Source organism: Caulobacter sp. AVps18 (assembly GCF_058681425.1).
The window spans coordinates 3,542,108-3,556,576 of the sequence record NZ_CM178737.1 but is presented as its reverse complement, the minus strand read 5'-3'; the positions used below and the strand labels follow the sequence as shown (position 1 = coordinate 3,556,576).

The 14,469-nt window shown below is 66.6% G+C and carries 17 protein-coding genes; 7 read left to right on the top strand and 10 right to left on the bottom strand.

Annotation, left to right across the window (positions count from 1 at the left end; all coding sequences use genetic code 11):
- Positions 1–4: 4 nt before the first annotated feature.
- Positions 5–829: a 2-keto-4-pentenoate hydratase gene (locus ACW179_RS16220; RefSeq protein ID WP_492060496.1), complete on the bottom strand. Its 825-nt coding sequence runs from the start codon at positions 827–829 to the stop codon at positions 5–7.
- A gap of 157 nt (positions 830–986) precedes the next feature.
- Here ACW179_RS16220 and ACW179_RS16215 point away from each other — a divergent pair, with 157 nt between their 5' ends.
- Both ACW179_RS16215 and ACW179_RS16210 read left to right on the top strand, forming a co-directional pair.
- The gene (locus ACW179_RS16215; RefSeq protein ID WP_492060495.1) at positions 987–1,355 is read left to right on the top strand and encodes a BlaI/MecI/CopY family transcriptional regulator; all 369 of its coding nucleotides are present in this window, start codon (positions 987–989) and stop codon (positions 1,353–1,355) included.
- The gene (locus ACW179_RS16210) at positions 1,345–2,241 is read left to right on the top strand and encodes a M56 family metallopeptidase (RefSeq protein ID WP_492060494.1); all 897 of its coding nucleotides are present in this window, start codon (positions 1,345–1,347) and stop codon (positions 2,239–2,241) included. The genes ACW179_RS16215 and ACW179_RS16210 overlap by 11 nt, the downstream gene beginning before the upstream one ends.
- A gap of 9 nt (positions 2,242–2,250) precedes the next feature.
- Here ACW179_RS16210 and ACW179_RS16205 read toward each other — a convergent pair whose 3' ends face one another.
- Positions 2,251–2,748: a hypothetical protein gene (locus ACW179_RS16205; RefSeq protein ID WP_492060493.1), complete on the bottom strand. Its 498-nt coding sequence runs from the start codon at positions 2,746–2,748 to the stop codon at positions 2,251–2,253.
- A 271-nt stretch (positions 2,749–3,019) separates the two neighbouring features.
- Between ACW179_RS16205 and ACW179_RS16200 the strand changes: the two genes are divergently transcribed.
- Positions 3,020–3,451: a hypothetical protein gene (locus ACW179_RS16200; RefSeq protein ID WP_492060492.1), complete on the top strand. Its 432-nt coding sequence runs from the start codon at positions 3,020–3,022 to the stop codon at positions 3,449–3,451.
- Positions 3,448–4,131 (top strand): HTTM domain-containing protein, encoded by a 684-nt coding sequence (locus tag ACW179_RS16195; RefSeq protein WP_492060491.1) that lies wholly within the window; start codon positions 3,448–3,450, stop codon positions 4,129–4,131. Before ACW179_RS16200 ends, ACW179_RS16195 begins: the two co-directional genes overlap by 4 nt.
- Positions 4,132–4,143: 12 nt before the next feature.
- Here ACW179_RS16195 and ACW179_RS16190 read toward each other — a convergent pair whose 3' ends face one another.
- The 3 genes from ACW179_RS16190 to ACW179_RS16180 form a co-directional block, all read right to left on the bottom strand.
- The gene (locus ACW179_RS16190; RefSeq protein ID WP_492060490.1) at positions 4,144–5,592 is read right to left on the bottom strand and encodes an alpha,alpha-trehalose-phosphate synthase (UDP-forming); all 1,449 of its coding nucleotides are present in this window, start codon (positions 5,590–5,592) and stop codon (positions 4,144–4,146) included.
- Positions 5,589–6,356 (bottom strand): trehalose-phosphatase, encoded by a 768-nt coding sequence (gene otsB / locus ACW179_RS16185; protein WP_492060489.1) that lies wholly within the window; start codon positions 6,354–6,356, stop codon positions 5,589–5,591. The genes ACW179_RS16190 and otsB overlap by 4 nt, the downstream gene beginning before the upstream one ends.
- An 89-nt stretch (positions 6,357–6,445) precedes the next feature.
- Complete coding sequence (locus tag ACW179_RS16180) at positions 6,446–8,242, bottom strand: glycoside hydrolase family 15 protein (protein WP_492060488.1); 1,797 nt, start codon at positions 8,240–8,242, stop codon at positions 6,446–6,448.
- A gap of 244 nt (positions 8,243–8,486) precedes the next feature.
- On the opposite strand from ACW179_RS16180, the gene ACW179_RS16175 reads away from it, so the two are divergent.
- From ACW179_RS16175 to ACW179_RS16165, 3 genes are all read left to right on the top strand, one after another.
- On the top strand, positions 8,487–9,974 hold the full coding sequence (locus ACW179_RS16175) for a L,D-transpeptidase family protein (protein WP_492060487.1): 1,488 nt from the start codon (positions 8,487–8,489) through the stop codon (positions 9,972–9,974).
- Between the two features lie 55 nt (positions 9,975–10,029).
- The gene (mepK, locus tag ACW179_RS16170) at positions 10,030–10,650 is read left to right on the top strand and encodes a peptidoglycan L,D-endopeptidase MepK (protein WP_492060486.1); all 621 of its coding nucleotides are present in this window, start codon (positions 10,030–10,032) and stop codon (positions 10,648–10,650) included.
- A gap of 123 nt (positions 10,651–10,773) precedes the next feature.
- Complete coding sequence (locus ACW179_RS16165; protein WP_492060485.1) at positions 10,774–11,118, top strand: hypothetical protein; 345 nt, start codon at positions 10,774–10,776, stop codon at positions 11,116–11,118.
- 200 nt (positions 11,119–11,318) lie between these two features.
- Here the strand turns inward: ACW179_RS16165 and ACW179_RS16160 are convergent, their stop codons facing one another.
- The 5 genes from ACW179_RS16160 to ACW179_RS16140 all read right to left on the bottom strand — a co-directional run bounded on the left by ACW179_RS16160 (position 11,319) and on the right by ACW179_RS16140 (position 14,457).
- On the bottom strand, positions 11,319–12,359 hold the full coding sequence (locus ACW179_RS16160) for a substrate-binding domain-containing protein (RefSeq protein ID WP_492060484.1): 1,041 nt from the start codon (positions 12,357–12,359) through the stop codon (positions 11,319–11,321).
- A gap of 123 nt (positions 12,360–12,482) precedes the next feature.
- Complete coding sequence (gene arsC, locus ACW179_RS16155) at positions 12,483–12,899, bottom strand: arsenate reductase (glutaredoxin) (RefSeq protein WP_492060483.1); 417 nt, start codon at positions 12,897–12,899, stop codon at positions 12,483–12,485.
- On the bottom strand, positions 12,886–13,569 hold the full coding sequence (locus tag ACW179_RS16150) for an aquaporin (protein ID WP_492060482.1): 684 nt from the start codon (positions 13,567–13,569) through the stop codon (positions 12,886–12,888). The genes arsC and ACW179_RS16150 overlap by 14 nt, the downstream gene beginning before the upstream one ends.
- Positions 13,570–13,573: 4 nt before the next feature.
- A complete protein-coding gene (locus ACW179_RS16145) occupies positions 13,574–14,092 on the bottom strand; it encodes an arsenate reductase ArsC (RefSeq protein WP_492060481.1) in 519 nt (172 codons plus the stop codon).
- Positions 14,089–14,457 carry an ArsR/SmtB family transcription factor gene (locus ACW179_RS16140; RefSeq protein WP_492060480.1) on the bottom strand — a complete coding sequence of 123 codons (369 nt, stop codon included), beginning with the start codon at positions 14,455–14,457 and terminating at the stop codon, positions 14,089–14,091. Before ACW179_RS16140 ends, ACW179_RS16145 begins: the two co-directional genes overlap by 4 nt.
- Positions 14,458–14,469 lie beyond the last annotated feature (12 nt).

Here is a 14,469-nt window from a genome sequence, read left to right as displayed (position 1 = left end):
GTCTTTAGTTGGCTTGGGCCGGAACGGCCACGCACTGGACCTGCCCCAAGGCGCCGAAGCTAACCGTCGCCGCGTCGCCCGCAACCACATCGTGGATGCCGGTGCTGGCACCGGTGGTAACCAGCATGCCCTTCTTCAGCGGCCGGCCCCGCGAAGCGACGTGTCCCAGCAGAAAGGCCAGGGCCGCCAGCGGTGAGCCGGGGATCGAGGCTGCGGTGCCCTTGCCGACGACGACACCGTTGATGGTGGTCTCGACGCCCATGTCTTCCCAGGCGATGTCGCGCCAGTTGGTCAGCACAGGGCCCAGGATCTGGCCGTCATTGTTGCCGAAGTCCGACGCCACGACGGGCGGGCCCAGCAGGTTGATGGTGGCCAGGGGGCTTCCGGCGATCTCGACGCCCAGAATCAGTTCGCCGACATAGTCGCCGGCTTCTTCTGCGGTCCACTCGGTCTTGCCCTCGGGCGCGTCCTTGCCCAGACGGACGATGAACTCGGCCTCAACGGCCGTGAAGCCGCCGGCGATGGCGCGGAAGGGGGTCGGGGCGTCGGTCGCGTCCCACAGGTTCTTTTTGAAGATGCAGCCGGCCAGGCGCTCGGCGCCGAGGCGCTCCTGATGCTGGGGCGGAACATAGCCGACCTTCCAGCCGACAAGCTCGTCGGGCCAGAGATCGATGGCGATGTCCTGGCAGACATAGCCCTGCGCCATGGTCGTGGGAATCACGTCGCCCGGATAGCCGGGTACGGAAACACCGGCCAGTCGGGCCTGGACGAATTGTGGGGCAATGGACGCCGGTGCGAACACATCGCTCTCGGCCAAAGAAACGGTCACGCCGCTAGTCCTCCCACATAACTGTCGTCAGCCCGCTCGACGGGTCTAAGATGTCTCTAAAGGAAACCGGTGTCATTGACAATGCGGCTGCGCGCGATCGCTTGACAGATGTCAATCGGGGTATAGCGTCAGGGATGAATTACGGATGTAATGAGCCATGCATATTACCTCGGCCGAAAGTCATGTGATGGAAGCGCTGTGGCGGCGCGAGCCGCTGACCGCCGACGAACTGGTGGCCGAAGTCGGCGCTGCCCAGTCGTGGGGCGAGGCCACGGTGAAAACCCTGATCAACCGCCTGCTCAAGAAGAAGGCCATCAAGTCCGAACGGGCCGAGGGCAAGCACGGCTATCGACCTCTGGTGGCCCGCAGCGTCTATGTCCAAGCCGAAAGCCAGGGTCTGCTGGACCGTCTGTTTGAGGGGCAACTGGCCCCGATGATCAGCCACTTCGCCCAGCATCGCGAGCTGAAGGCCGAAGAGATCGCCCGCCTCAAGCGCCTGATCGAGGAGCTGGAAGATGGTCGCTGACCTGCTGACTCACCTGGCGTTCGGCAATCTTTTCGCTGGCGTGGCGATTCTGCTGGTGCTGGCCATGCGCAAGCCCGTGCGGGCGCTGTTTGGGGCCCAGGTCGCCTATCTGCTGTGGTTGCTGCCCCTGGCCGCGGGCCTTGCGGCCCTGCTGCCGGCCCGTGCCGCCCAACCCGGCGAAGCGGCGGCCCATCGCTACATCGTCTCGGGTGACCACGCCCCGGTCCTGGCCGGCCTCTGGATCGTGGGTGCCGTGCTGAGCGTGGCCCTGCTGGCCTGGAGCCAGGCCCGGTTCATGGCCAAGGCGCGGGCCGGACAGGCCGGTCCCGCCGTAGTCGGCGCCCTGTCGCCACGCATGGTGGTGCCCGCCGATTATCAGACCCGCTTCACCGAGGCCGAGCGCGCGGTGATCCGCGCCCATGAGCGCGCCCATATCGAGCGTCTCGACCCGCGCGCCAACGCGCTGATGGCCGTGATCCAGTGCCTGGGCTGGTTCAATCCCCTAATTCATCTGGCCGTTCGCGAGGCGCGCCAGGATCAGGAACTGGCCTGCGACGCGCGGGTCATGGGGCACATGTCGCGCGACCGCCGCCTCTATGCCCGGACGCTGCTCAAGACACAGTTGGGCGCACGCGCCCTGCCGCTGGGCTGCCATTGGCCAGCCGCCGCGCCGCATCCACTGGAAGAGCGCGTCACCATGCTGGCCCGCCCTGAGCCGACCCTGCGGCGAGCAGTGTTCGGCGGCGCGCTCGTCGCCCTTATGAGCGTGACCGCAGCCGTCGGGGCCTGGTCGGCCCAGCCCCTGGCGCCGCCGGCCCCGAAGGCCGAGCCGGTGACCTGGCCTGTCGTGATCTATGCGAACCTGTCGGTCGCCTCAGAGGAGTAGGGGACTGGGCTACTGGATGGCGATCAGCAGGATCGGGATCGCCACACCGAGCAGGGTCAGGATCAGGGCCGGCTTGCGCAGGCGGCCCTGGGTCAGGCCGATCCACAAGCCGAGCAGCGAGGCCAGGGCTAGTCCGATCGCCGTCGCGGCGAAGAAGATCTTGGCTCCCAGCGTCGAGCCCTTTTTCGGCTCGGCCTTTGCCGGCGCAGGCTTTGCGGCGGCCACGGCTTCGGCCTTGTTGGTGGTCGCCACCGTGGAGGCAGGAGGCGCCGGGCGCTTGGGCTTCATCTGATAGCGCTGATGGATATGCACCTGGCCCAGTTTTTCAATCACGGGCGGCGGCGTGTAGCCATCGCCGGACTCATGCAGCGAGAATTCCTGCAGGGCGCCGGTGATTGAAAAGAACAGGATGCTCGGCGCAAAAAGGATCGCGATGAACAGATGCAGGTCGCGCTGCAACCGAGGTGTCAGCCATGGGCGACGGGGCTTCGTGGCGGGGGAACTCATAGGCGAATCTCCGTGACGTCAGGCCTGGGACGACGCGTCTACACTGCCTGTTGAGGGGCAACATTGCGATGGCGCAAGTGTTTGCCCCGGATCTGGCTAAACGCGCGAACTGCGCCCGCAGCCTCAACCGTCCCAGGCCTTCCTCCCGGGGGGGCTGGCGATGTTATTCGCCGCCGCCTGATGACGCAGCTGGGGCAAGCCGGTGGCGTTGCATCGCCATTAAAGCCAGCCTGAATGCTCGTCGATTCGCTCGGCCCTGCGGAGGGAGTTCATGTTCAGCCTGCTCCTTCCCGCGCTGGTCCCGTCGTGGAACTTCTTCGATGTGATCGCGCCATCACCCCGCGTGGAATTTAGTCTGCTGGACTCGGCGAGCCAGACTCCGGTGGAATGGCTTGAGTTTCGCCCCCGGCCCCAGAGGGTGTCGCTGGCGACCATGGCGCGGCGCCTGCTGTGGAATCCGCGATGGAACGAGAGCCTGTTCCTGGTCAGTTGCGCCGAGCGGCTGGTCAATCAGCCGACGGATCACAGCCAGGGCGAGATCTTCAGGCGTATCGCCGCCGATCTGGATGGTGGGACGGAGGCCGCGAGCAATCCCTGGCTTTGCTTTCGACTGGTCTTCGTCAGCCTGGAGGGCGACGAGATCGCGCGTGAGGTGCTGTTCCAGTCGTCGCCTTGCCGTCTGGGCGAGATCGCAGTTCGATGACCCTGCAGCTGGCCCTGCGCCTGACCGAGATCCTGCTGGCCCTAGCCCTTATCCAGCAGAGTCTGGAGCACATGGCGCGCTTCCGCGATGAGCGGATGCTGTTCCTGGCCCGAACGGGGCTGTGCGTGCTGGTGGCGCTGGGCGTGGGATCACCCTGGCCGCTGGTGGGCCTGGCCCTGCTGTCACTGCTGATCCTGCAACGTTTCCAGGGGCCCTATAACGGCGGCAGCGACCGCATGGGGCTGCTGGCCCTGTGGTGCCTGATGCTGGCGCGGCTGATGCCGACGCCGGCCTTGCAGGAGGTGTTTTTCGGCTATCTGGGCGCGCAGTTGATCCTGTCCTACGTGATGTCGGGCGGGGTGAAGATCATCAACCCCGACTGGCGCAGCGGCCGGGCCCTGGCCCATGTGTTCCGGTTCTCGGCCTATCCGGTCGCAGAGGACCTGCGGGCCTGGGCTACGCGGCCGCGCGTGCTGATGGTGATGTCGTGGGCGGTCATGCTTTTCGAGCTGGCCTTTCCGCTGACCCTGTTGTCGCGTGAGAGCCTGATCGTCGGACTGGTGATCGCGGCCAGCTTCCATCTGGCCAATGCCTGCCTGTTTGGGCTCAACCGCTTCTTCTGGACCTGGCTGGCGACCTATCCCGCCTTGCTCTGGCTGCAGGCCAGGCTTCTGGGATAGGTCGTCAGAGGGTCAGGCCGCGCCCGACCTCAGCGCCCGCACCGTTGGGGCGACAGCCTTGGGAACCGTTTTGGCCGGTGCCGTGAGGGACTGGACGAAGTTGTCGCGCCAGGCGGTCACGTCCTGGGTCTGGACGTTGTGGAACAGGGTCTGCCAACGGCGCTTGCGCTCAGCAAGATCCATCGACAGGGCCCGGCTCAGGGCGTCAGAGATTTCTTCGGGGCTGTTGGGATTGATGATCAGGGCGTCCGACAATTGCCGTGCCGCGCCGGCGAAGCGCGACAGGATCAGCACGCCGGGATCGTCGGGGTCCTGGGCGGCGACATATTCCTTGGCCACCAGGTTCATGCCGTCGCGCAGCGGCGTGACCAGCCCCACCTTGGCGGCGCGATACACCCCGGCCAGCTCGTCGCGGCGATAGGATCGGTTCACATAGCGGATCGGCGTAAAGTCCATCTCGGCATAGGCACCGTTGATCCGGCCGATCAGGCCGTCCAGCCGGCCGCGCAGGTCCTGATAGGCCTCGACCTCGTCGCGTGAGATCGGTGCGATCTGCAGCAGCATGACCTCCCGACGCTGGTCAGGATTGTCATGCAGGAAGCGTTCGAAGCCGACCAGGCGCTCTTCCAGACCCTTCGAATAGTCCAGGCGATCCACCCCCACGACCATCTTGCGAAACACGCTGTGGGCCAGCATGCGGTCATAGACCTTGCGGGCGCGGGGGCTGTCGGTGATGCGGGCAAAGTCGGCGGCGTCGATGCCGATGGGAAAGACCGCCGCGCGTGTGGTCTTGCCAAAGGCGCTCAGGGCGTCGGCCGGTCCGACCGATCCATTGACCTCGGAGGTGACATAGCCCTCGAAGGCGTGGCGGGATTCCTCGGTCTGGAAGCCGATCAGGTCATAGTCGAACATCGCCTCCACCAAGGGCCGGTGACGGGGCAGGGTGACCACCAGCTGGTGGGCCGGCCAGGGGATGTGCAGAAAAAAGCCGATGCGGTTGGTCACCCCCATCCGCCGCAGTTCCCGGGCCATCGGGATCAGGTGATAGTCGTGTACCCAGATCACATCATCGGGCTCGATCAGCGGCAGCAGGGTCTCGGCAAAGCGCTTGTTGACCCGGTCATAGCCCTCGCCGAACGAACGGTCATAGGCCGTCAGGTCGACGCGGTAATGGAACAGCGGCCACAGGGTCTTGTTGGCATAGCCGTTGTAATATTCCTGGTAGTCGCCTTCCTCGAGATCGACCGTGGCCGTGGTCACGCCGTCGACCCGTTGCATGGCCAGCTGGCCGGTGAACTGTGGCGTGGTCTTGCCGCTCCAGCCGAACCAGATGCCGGAATATTCACGCAAGGCCGCCGCCAGGGCCATGGCCAGGCCGCCGACGCTGCCCTCGCCATCGCCGGTCTTGTCGGGAGCCGGCGGCGGGTTGACCCGATTGGAAACGACGATCAGGCGGCTCATGCGGGCAAAGGCGCGCTGACGCCCTCCAGCCAGCTCATGACTGCCGATACATCGTCCAGCCGATAGGCGGCGGCGGTGGGACGCTGGGCGCCGACCAGGACGCCAAAGCCGCCGAGCTGCGCAGCGGCGGCAAAGCCGTCCTCGTCGGTCAGGTCGTCGCCGACGAACACCGGTGTCGCGCCCCGGAAGGGCTGCTCGCGCAGGAAGGCGGTGACGGACTGGCCCTTGTCCTGACCGGGCGTTCGCAGCTCGGCCACCATGTCGCCCAGCTGGAGCACCAGGCCGGTGGCGCGCGACAGGCGCTCGGCGGCTTCGATCACCGCGTCGGCGGCGCCGGGCGCGTTGCGATAGTGCAGGGCGACGCTGAGCCCCTTGTCTTCGAAGAGCAGTCCGTGGTCGCAGCGCGCCAGATCGCGCAGGGTGTCGCGCGCCTGCTCGACGCCGTCATGGGCGGGGAAGGCGACCACGACGCCGCCGGCGTCGCGCCGCACCAGGCCGTGGACGGCGGCGATCGGGGTGACGCCCCGCGAAAGAATGCGATCCAGGTCGTGCAGCTCGCGGCCGCTGACCACCGCCACACGACCATCCAGGGCGTGACTCAGCTGGGCCAGAAGGGCCTGGCGACGGGGCTCGGGGCCCACCTCGCCGGGGGTGGAGCGGATGGCCGCCAGCGTGCCGTCCAGGTCCAGGAACAGCGCGCAGCGGGGTGGCAGGTCGACGGGTGGCGGGGGAAGTTCAGCGGTCTGGTGTCTCGTGGCGGACATCAAAGCGGTCATGGTGCGGCGCCCCTCATGCAACTCAAACATGACGGAGCAAACGCCCGTGTCGCCTTATCGATCCCGAAAACCGCGCCCTACCGAACCGAGGTCCAGGGGCGGCTCAACAGCACCGCACAGTTGATCAGGCCGACCAGAGAATAGGTTTGAGGGTAGTTTCCCCAGAGCTCGCCGTCGGAAAAGCCGATGTCTTCCGACAGAAGACCTGCGGCGGTGCGGCGGGTCAGCATGTCCTCGAAAAGGGCGCGGGCCTCTTCGACACGTCCAGCCAGGTACATCGCCTCGATCAGCCAGAACGTACAGATGTTGAAGGCGGTCTTGGGCTCGCCAAAGTCGTCGGGAATGGCGTAGCGCTGGAGATAGGAGCCCTTGCGCAGGCCCTGTTCGACCGCCGCCACGGTGGCGACATTGCGCGGATCATCGGCTTTCAGGAACCGAAGGTCGACCAGTTGCAGCAGGCTGGCGTCCAGCTCGTCACCGCCGAACGTCGCGGCGAAGCGGCCAAGCTCGGCGTTCCAGGCCTTGTCGTCGATCGTGGCGCGCACCTGGGCGGCGCGACTGTTCCAGAACACCGCGCGTTCGCGAAGGCCCAGCTTCTGGGCCGCATTGCCCAGCCGGTCGCAGGCCGCCCAGCACATCACCGCCGAATAGGTGTGGACATTGGCCCGGCCGCGAAACTCCCAGAGGCTGGCGTCGGGGGTGTCATGCAGTTGAAAGGCGCGCTCGCCCACCGGTTCCAGCGCCTCGAAGTCGGCGACCGTGGCGGGCCGCAGCAGGCGCTCGTCGAAGAAGGCCTGGGTGGTCGAAAGCACGATCTGGCCATAGACGTCGTGCTGCTGGTGCTCGAACGCCTGATTGCCGATCCGCACGGGCCCCATGCCGCGATAGCCGGGCAGGGCGGGGGCAAACCGCTCGGTCAGCTGCGGCTCATAGCCGACGCCGAACAGGGGCTGGATGTGACCGCCGGCCGCGCGGTCGACGATGTTGCGCAGATAGCCCAGATAGTCCTCCAGGATATCCACCGCCCCCAGCCGATTCAGCGCCTGGACCACGTAATAGGCGTCGCGCAGCCAGCAGTAGCGGTAGTCCCAGTTGCGGCCGCTGTCGGCGTGTTCGGGGATCGAGGTGGTCAGGGCCGCGACGATGGCCCCCGTCTCCTCGTGGACGCACAGCTTCAGGGTGATGGCGGCGCGGATCACGGCGGCCTGCCAGTCCAGCGGCACGGCCAGGCCCCGCACCCAGGTGGTCCAGTAGGCGGTGGTCTCGCGCAGCATCCGTTCGCAGGTCGGGCCGACATTGGCCTCGAAGCCCTCATCGGGGCCCAGGAACAGGGCGATGGGCTGCTCCAGCCGGAAGGCGCGCTCTTCCATCACGTGCGAGACAGGGCAATCGGTGGTCAGGCGCAGGGTGACGTCCGAGCAGAGATAGCGAATGTGGTTGGAGCCCGAGGTCTTCTCGGCCAGGCGCGCGCCCCACTGGGCGGCAGGGCGCAGCCGGATCGTGACTCGGGCCGTGCCCGCCAGAGGCCTGACCAGCCGGATGAAGGCGGTGGGGCGGAACGCGCGACCGAACTGGCGATAGCGGGGCGCAAAGTCGAGGATCTCGATCCGCGCGCCGTCGGCGTCGGTGATCTCGGTACGCAGGATGGGCGTGTTGCGCAGATAGGCCTGCGTGATGGAAACGGTGCCATCCACCACGACATCCCACAGACCTCTGGCCCCGGGGCCGGCCGGATCTGCTCCGTCCAGCAGGGTGCTGAACACCGGATCGGAGTCCACGCGTGGCGCGCAGCCCCAGACAAAGCGGCCGGTGCGGTCGATCAGGGCGCTGACGGCGCAGTTGCCGATGGGAAAAAGGTCGAGGGTCTGGGTCAAACGGGATCCGGAGCCGGGCGTGACCGGGGATCGGTCGTGCGATCCGAGTGCAAACCGCCGGTGTGGCTTCCGGGTTCCTGCGCCCGGAAAACTAGGGTCGGGCACGGGCCTCGTCGTCGATCTTCGCTGCAGGCGCGTTGACGTGGTGTGGCTCAACCGGCCATCTGGGACGGCGCGGCCCTTCTGCGCCAACAGTTGACGGCGAGATTCATCAGCAGTGAGCGGCTTTTCGAGACGAACCTGGATGCTGTCGACGGGCGCGATATGGCTGTCGAGCGCGGTCGCCGCCCATGCCCAGTCACAGCGTCCGGCCCAGGTCGGGGCTCGCCCCGTGCAGGGTCAGCCCTCTGTAGTCGCAGCCCCGGTTAATCCCTTTGCTGTCACGCTGCGTCCTGATCAGGTCGAGCAGCTGCGGCGCGTCCTCGACACGGCCCATACCCACGGTTTCGAGGTCGGGGCCTATGGGCCAGACACCGCCGTCGCCCTGATGGGCGCGCGCGATCCGGCCTCGCGGCTGGCGGGGCAGGAGCAACTGATCGCCCTGACCCTGGCCTATGCCCAGGCGGTGCGCTCGGGTCGGCTTGCGGTCGCGGACTTCGACACCGAATGGGGCCTGCGACCGGCCGCCTATGACCCGGGCCCGGAGTTCGTGCAGGCCATTGCCGAGGACCGCCTTGGGCCGTGGCTGGAGAGCCTGCCGCCGCCCTATACCGGCTATCAGACCCTGCGCCGGGGGCTGACCACCTATCGCGCCATCGCCGAGCGCGGCGGCTGGACCGCGCTGGGCGTCGGCCCCGAACTGAAGCCTGGCGATGTTGGGCCGCGCGTCGAAGCCCTGCGCACCCGCCTGGCCGCCGAGGACGTCAGCGTCTCGTTGCAAGGCCCGGCGGTGCTGGACGAGACCCTGCTGACGGCCGTCAAGCGCGCCCAGAAGCGTTTTGGCCTGCTGCCTGACGGCGTGCTGGGCGCACGCACCCTGGCGGCGCTGGATACCCCGGTAGACCTTCGCATCGACCAGATCCTGGCCAATATGGAGCGCTGGCGCTGGCTGCCCCAGACCCTGCCGGCCGACCGGATCCAGGTGAACATCGCCGCTGCCGTGCTGTCGCTGTTTCAAGCCGACGTGCCGACCCTGACCATGCGCGCCGTTACCGGCCGTCCCGGCGATGAGACGCCGATGCTGGAGTCCAGGATCCACAGCATCGTTCTGAACCCGCCCTGGAACGTGCCGTCCTCGATCGCCGCCAAGGAGCTGTGGCCCAAGGAAAAGGCCAATCCCGGCTATTTCGCGCGCAATGACTTCGTGATCATCCCCACCGGTGACGGTGGCTCGCGCCTGCAGCAGAAGGCCGGCCCCAAGGCCGCCCTGGGCCTGATCAAGTTCGATTTCGCCAATCCTTACGGCGTCTACCTGCATGACACCCCCAGCCGGGCCAGGTTCGCCAGCTTCAGCCGGCTGGCCAGCCATGGCTGTGTTCGGCTGGAAAAGCCGTCGGCCCTGGCGCACGCCATCTTTGCGGGCGACCCCGCCTGGACGCCGCAAGTGATCGACGAGACCATCGCGGCCGGCAAGACGGTGCGGGCCTCGTTGAAGCAATCCATCGCGGTCTTCCTGCTGTACTGGACCGCCTATGTGACCCCTGACGGGCAGGTCAATTTCCGCGACGATCCCTATGGCTGGGATCGCGTGCTTGTGCAGCGTATCGCCGCAGGCGCCTCCAGCTCAGCTTGACCTTCCGGCCCGGCTGGGGTGTCCTCACGACCTCACCGGGTCGAGGGATAGCGTAGTGGTCGAACGGCGCAGGCTTTTGCAGTTGGGACTGGGCGTGTTGGGCGCCAGCTTTGCCGGGCCGTCGGCCCAGGCTCAGGCCCTGCCTCCGGTCGCGGCCGAGGCGGTCGTTGCGTCGCAGGACGACCTGATCGGGGCGCTGATCGACCAGTCCGTCGCCGCCTCGCCGCCGCGCGTGCTGTCGCTGAACAACCTGCACACCGCTGAAAAGCTGGAGGCTGTCTATTGGGAGAACGGGGCCTATGTCCCCGACGCTGTCGATGCCCTCAACCACGTCCTGCGCGACTATCGCACCGGCGATGTGGCCCCGATGAACCTGAAGCTGTTCGACCTGCTGGGCGATCTGTCGGCCACGACAGGCAGCCGCCAGCCCTTCCAGGTGATCTCGGGCTATCGCTCGCCCGCCACCAACCGCCTGCTGGCCGAGCGCAGCGGCGAAGTTGCCAAGCGCAGCCTGCACATGGACGGCAAGGCGATGGACATCTATCTGGAAGACGTCGCTCTGGACCGACTCCGCGCCGCTGCGCAGGAACTGGGCATGGGCGGGGTCGGTTACTATCCCGACTCGAGGTTTGTGCATGTCGACGTCGGCCCTGTCCGGCGCTGGCGAGGATCCTAGAGCGGGTGATCTGATGGAATCAGATCACCCGCTCTAGTCTTTTGTTTTACGCGCGTTTCATTCCGAAAACCGGTTCCCACTTTTCGGAACGCGCTCTAAGCCCGCAGGGGCGGGGAGTTTTCCATGGCCCAGGACCATCGCGGCAATCCCTTCGGATGGATCGTGCTGGGCTTCGTCGCCGGGGTGCTGGCGACCTTCGGGGCCATCCTCCTGGTGACTTCCGGCGACGCCGACTATGGCGATGAAGTACCGGAGACGCGCACGGTCGCCGATGACGCCGCCTCTGAGACTCTGGAGGCTCCCATCGCCGCCGCGCCACCACCGCGTAAGATCGAGGCACCTGCCGTTTCCGCTCCGGTCGCGGCCAGTCCCGCCACGCCGGCATCGCTTGATCCTCAGGTGGCCGAAGACGCTGCTGCGGCGGGCATGACCTCGCGCGCGACGCCGGATCAGCCCCCCGGCCAATAGGTCATTGCAGTGTGCCCCTGGTCTGAGCCGGTGGGAAAGCCCTAGAGCGGGTGATCTGACGGAATCAGATCACCCGCTCTAGTCTTCTGTTTTCACGCGCGTTTCATTCCGAAAACCGGTTCCCACTTTTCGGAACGCGCTCTAATGAAAACGGCCCCAGGTGTGAACCCGGGGCCGTTCTTCCGTTCAGGCGAGGCCGATCAGGACTTCGGCGCTGGCATGGCCGGCAGGGTCTTGGACTTGGCCTTGTTGGCCTCATGCTGCTGGGGCGGCAGGGGGATCAGGCCGCGCGACTGCAGATAGCCGCCCCGACCGGTGGCGGCGTCGCTGACGAACTCGCCCACGAACTCCTTCAGGCCGGGGGTCACGCCGATCTGGCTTTTCTTGACGTAGATGTAGAGCGATCGCGAGATCGGATAGGCACCGCTCGTGATCGTCTGGATCGTGGGCTTCACCCCGTTGATGCTGGCGGCCTTGATGGTGTTGCCGTTCTGCTCAAGGAACGAATAGCCGAACACGCCGATGGCGTTGGGCGTCTTCTGGATGGTGCCGATGATGGCGTTGTCGTTCTCGCCGGCGTCGATCCAGCCGCCGTCGGTGCGCATCGGCGAGACCTTGGCCTTGAAGGCCTTCTCGTCGTCGGCCCGCAGCTTGGCCAGGGTGGGCAGCTTGCCGGCGCCGCCTTCGATGCCCAGTTCGATCCAGGCGTCGCGGGTGCCCGAGGTGGGCGGCGGGCCATAGACCAGGATGCGGGTCTTGGGCAGGCCGGGGGCGACCTCGGACCAGGTCTTGTAGGGGTTCTTGACCAGCTGGCCACCGCGCAGGGTCTGGTCGGCCAGGCCCAGATACAGGTGCTCAAGCTTGAAGTTGTAGTCAGGAGACTTCTTGTCCATGGCCACGACGATACCGTCGAAGCCGATCTTCAGCTCGATGATGTCCTTGACGCCGGCCTTCTTACAGGCCTCGAACTCGGATTTCTTCATCGGGCGCGAGGCGTTGGCGATGTCGGGATACTTCTCGCCCATGCCGCCGCAGAACATCTTGATGCCGCCGCCCGTGCCCAGGCTCTCGACCTTGGGCGACTTCTTGCCGGTTTTCTTGGCGTAGTTCTCGGCCACGCGGGTCGAGAACGGGAAGACGGTCGACGACCCGGCGGCCCAGACATAGTCGCGGGCGGCATAGGCGTTATCGGCGCAGGCCAGCAGCCCGATGGCGGCGGTCGCGCCCAGAAGTTTGTTCATGGCTTGAATCCCGTTTTGTCGGTTGACGGAAAGAGACCCCTCGGTAGGCGGGACCCTGTCACAGCTTGGCAACCTTTTTGCGACACATAATCCGTGAGCGGATTTAGCTTCACCTTAGCGCCCTCAGCTTGGTTTGACGACCTCGCCGTCTTCCTTGGTGAAGGTTTCCGGCGTCTTGTCCAACAGCAGAAACACCTTTTCCGACGGCCGGCAGAGGGCTACGCCCTTGGGGGTGACCACGATGGGGCGGTTGACCAGGATTGGGTGAGCGACCATGGCGTCGAGGATCGCCTCGTCCGTCGCGCCGGGCTCCAGCAGGCCAAGTTCCGCTGCGGGCGTGCCCTTGTCGCGCATCATCTCCCGCAAGGAATGACCGCTGCGGGCCGACAGGTCGAGCAATTGCGACGCCGTCCAGCCTGCCTTCAGGTATTCGACGACGTCCGGCGCATAGCCCGCCTCGCGTACCATGGCCACGGTGTTGCGCGAGGTCCCGCAGGCGGGGTTGTGGAAGATGGTGACGGGAAACTCAGGAGCGCTCATGGGCGGGGGTCTCGGTCAGAAGCCAGGGGATGAAGACGGCGGCCAGGCCTGCGCCCAGGGCCTGACCCAGCAGGAAGCCGGGCATCGAGACCGGCGCAATGCCGGCAAAGGTGTCCGTCAGGCTGCGGGCCAGGGTCACGGCCGGATTGGCGAAGGAGGTCGAGGCGGTGAACCAGTAGGCGGACGTAATGTAAAGTCCCACGGCCATGGGGGTGAAGTCCGGTCTGAACCGCGAAACGCCCAGGATGGTGGCTACCAGGCCAAAGGTTGCGACGGCTTCTGACAGGGTCTGGGCGGGGCCGTTGCGCAGCTTTTCAGATACCTGGATCAGCGGCTCGCCGAACATGGCGTGAGCCAGGACGACTCCGAGCACGGCACCCATCGTCTGTATGCCGACATACAGGGTCGCGATACCCGGTGACAGGTCACGGCGCGCGGCCATGACCAGTGTCACGACGGGATTGAAGTGCGCGCCGCTGATCGGGCCCAGCACGCTGATCAGCACGACGAGGGCGGCCCCGGTCGACAGGGTGTTGCCCAGCAGGGCGATGGCGTCGTTTCCGGCCGACAGGCGCTGGCCCATGATCCCCGAGCCCACCACGACGGTCAGCAGGAGGGCGGTTCCAAGGGCTTCGGCAGCCAGGCGGCGGGAGAGGGAATGGCTCAACATCGGGTCAGTCTTTGGTCTTGCCGATCTCGTTGAGCCGGTTTTGCAGCGACAGACGGTCGATGGACTGCAGGGGCGGGGCGCAGAACAGGGTGATGCGGTTGTTCAGCTGGCGGTAGGCCTCGGCGAAGGCCAGGGCGACCTCGGCCTCCGTGCCGGTGACGCTCGACGGGTCGGGAACGCCCCAATGGGCGGTCATGGGCTGGCCGGGCCAGATCGGACAAACTTCGCCGGCGGCGTTGTCGCAGACGGTGAAGACAAAATCGAGGTCCGGCGCGTCGGGGTTGTTGGCCTTGGCGAACTCATCCCAGGCCTTGGAGCGCAGGTCGTCGGTCTTGTAGTTCAGGTGCTGCAGCAGGGCGATGGCGTGTGGATTGATCTTGCCGCTGGGCATGGAGCCCGCCGAAAACGCCCGGAAGCGGCCGGCGCCGACCCGGTTCATGATCGACTCGGCCAGCACGGACCGGGCCGAGTTGTGGGTGCACAGGAAGAGGACGTTCAGCAGTGGGGGGCTGGCTTGGGTCATGCGGTCTCCAGTTCTGTGAGGCAGGTTCCGTCGCAGGCGGCCTTGGCCAGCATGTCGCCCAGTGGGCGGCAGATCTCGGGCGCGCCGCCGCAGCAGTCTTCCAGCAGAAAGCCCAGCAGGCCCTGCATGGCACCGTAGTCTGCCGTGTAGATGATCGAGCGGCCGTCGCGGCGCGAGCGGGTCAGGCCCGCATGGTCGAGGATTGCCAAGTGGCTGGAGAGGGTGCTGGGCGGCATGTCCAGCCGCCGGGCGATCTCGCCGGCCGGCAGGCCGTCAGCGCCCGCCTGGACCAGCATCCGGAAGGCCGACAGGCGTCCGGCGTGGGCCAGGGCCGACAGGCTTGCAACGGCGGTTGTCATTTCCATATTTCGAGGATA

Excerpts from the sequence above, each read along its gene's own strand:
- ACW179_RS16215 (WP_492060495.1), top strand. The coding sequence starts at position 987 with ATGCATATTACCTCGGCCGAAAGTCATGTGATGGAAGCGCTGTGGCGG.
- ACW179_RS16210 (WP_492060494.1), top strand. The coding sequence starts at position 1,345 with ATGGTCGCTGACCTGCTGACTCACCTGGCGTTCGGCAATCTTTTCGCT.
- ACW179_RS16205 (WP_492060493.1), bottom strand. The coding sequence starts at position 2,748 with ATGAGTTCCCCCGCCACGAAGCCCCGTCGCCCATGGCTGACACCTCGG.
- ACW179_RS16200 (WP_492060492.1), top strand. The coding sequence starts at position 3,020 with ATGTTCAGCCTGCTCCTTCCCGCGCTGGTCCCGTCGTGGAACTTCTTC.
- ACW179_RS16195 (WP_492060491.1), top strand. The coding sequence starts at position 3,448 with ATGACCCTGCAGCTGGCCCTGCGCCTGACCGAGATCCTGCTGGCCCTA.
- ACW179_RS16190 (WP_492060490.1), bottom strand. The coding sequence starts at position 5,592 with ATGAGCCGCCTGATCGTCGTTTCCAATCGGGTCAACCCGCCGCCGGCT.
- otsB (WP_492060489.1), bottom strand. The coding sequence starts at position 6,356 with ATGTCCGCCACGAGACACCAGACCGCTGAACTTCCCCCGCCACCCGTC.
- ACW179_RS16175 (WP_492060487.1), top strand. The coding sequence starts at position 8,487 with ATGCTGTCGACGGGCGCGATATGGCTGTCGAGCGCGGTCGCCGCCCAT.
- ACW179_RS16165 (WP_492060485.1), top strand. The coding sequence starts at position 10,774 with ATGGCCCAGGACCATCGCGGCAATCCCTTCGGATGGATCGTGCTGGGC.
- ACW179_RS16160 (WP_492060484.1), bottom strand. The coding sequence starts at position 12,359 with ATGAACAAACTTCTGGGCGCGACCGCCGCCATCGGGCTGCTGGCCTGC.
- arsC (WP_492060483.1), bottom strand. The coding sequence starts at position 12,899 with ATGAGCGCTCCTGAGTTTCCCGTCACCATCTTCCACAACCCCGCCTGC.
- ACW179_RS16150 (WP_492060482.1), bottom strand. The coding sequence starts at position 13,569 with ATGTTGAGCCATTCCCTCTCCCGCCGCCTGGCTGCCGAAGCCCTTGGA.
- ACW179_RS16145 (WP_492060481.1), bottom strand. The coding sequence starts at position 14,092 with ATGACCCAAGCCAGCCCCCCACTGCTGAACGTCCTCTTCCTGTGCACC.
- ACW179_RS16140 (WP_492060480.1), bottom strand. The coding sequence starts at position 14,457 with ATGGAAATGACAACCGCCGTTGCAAGCCTGTCGGCCCTGGCCCACGCC.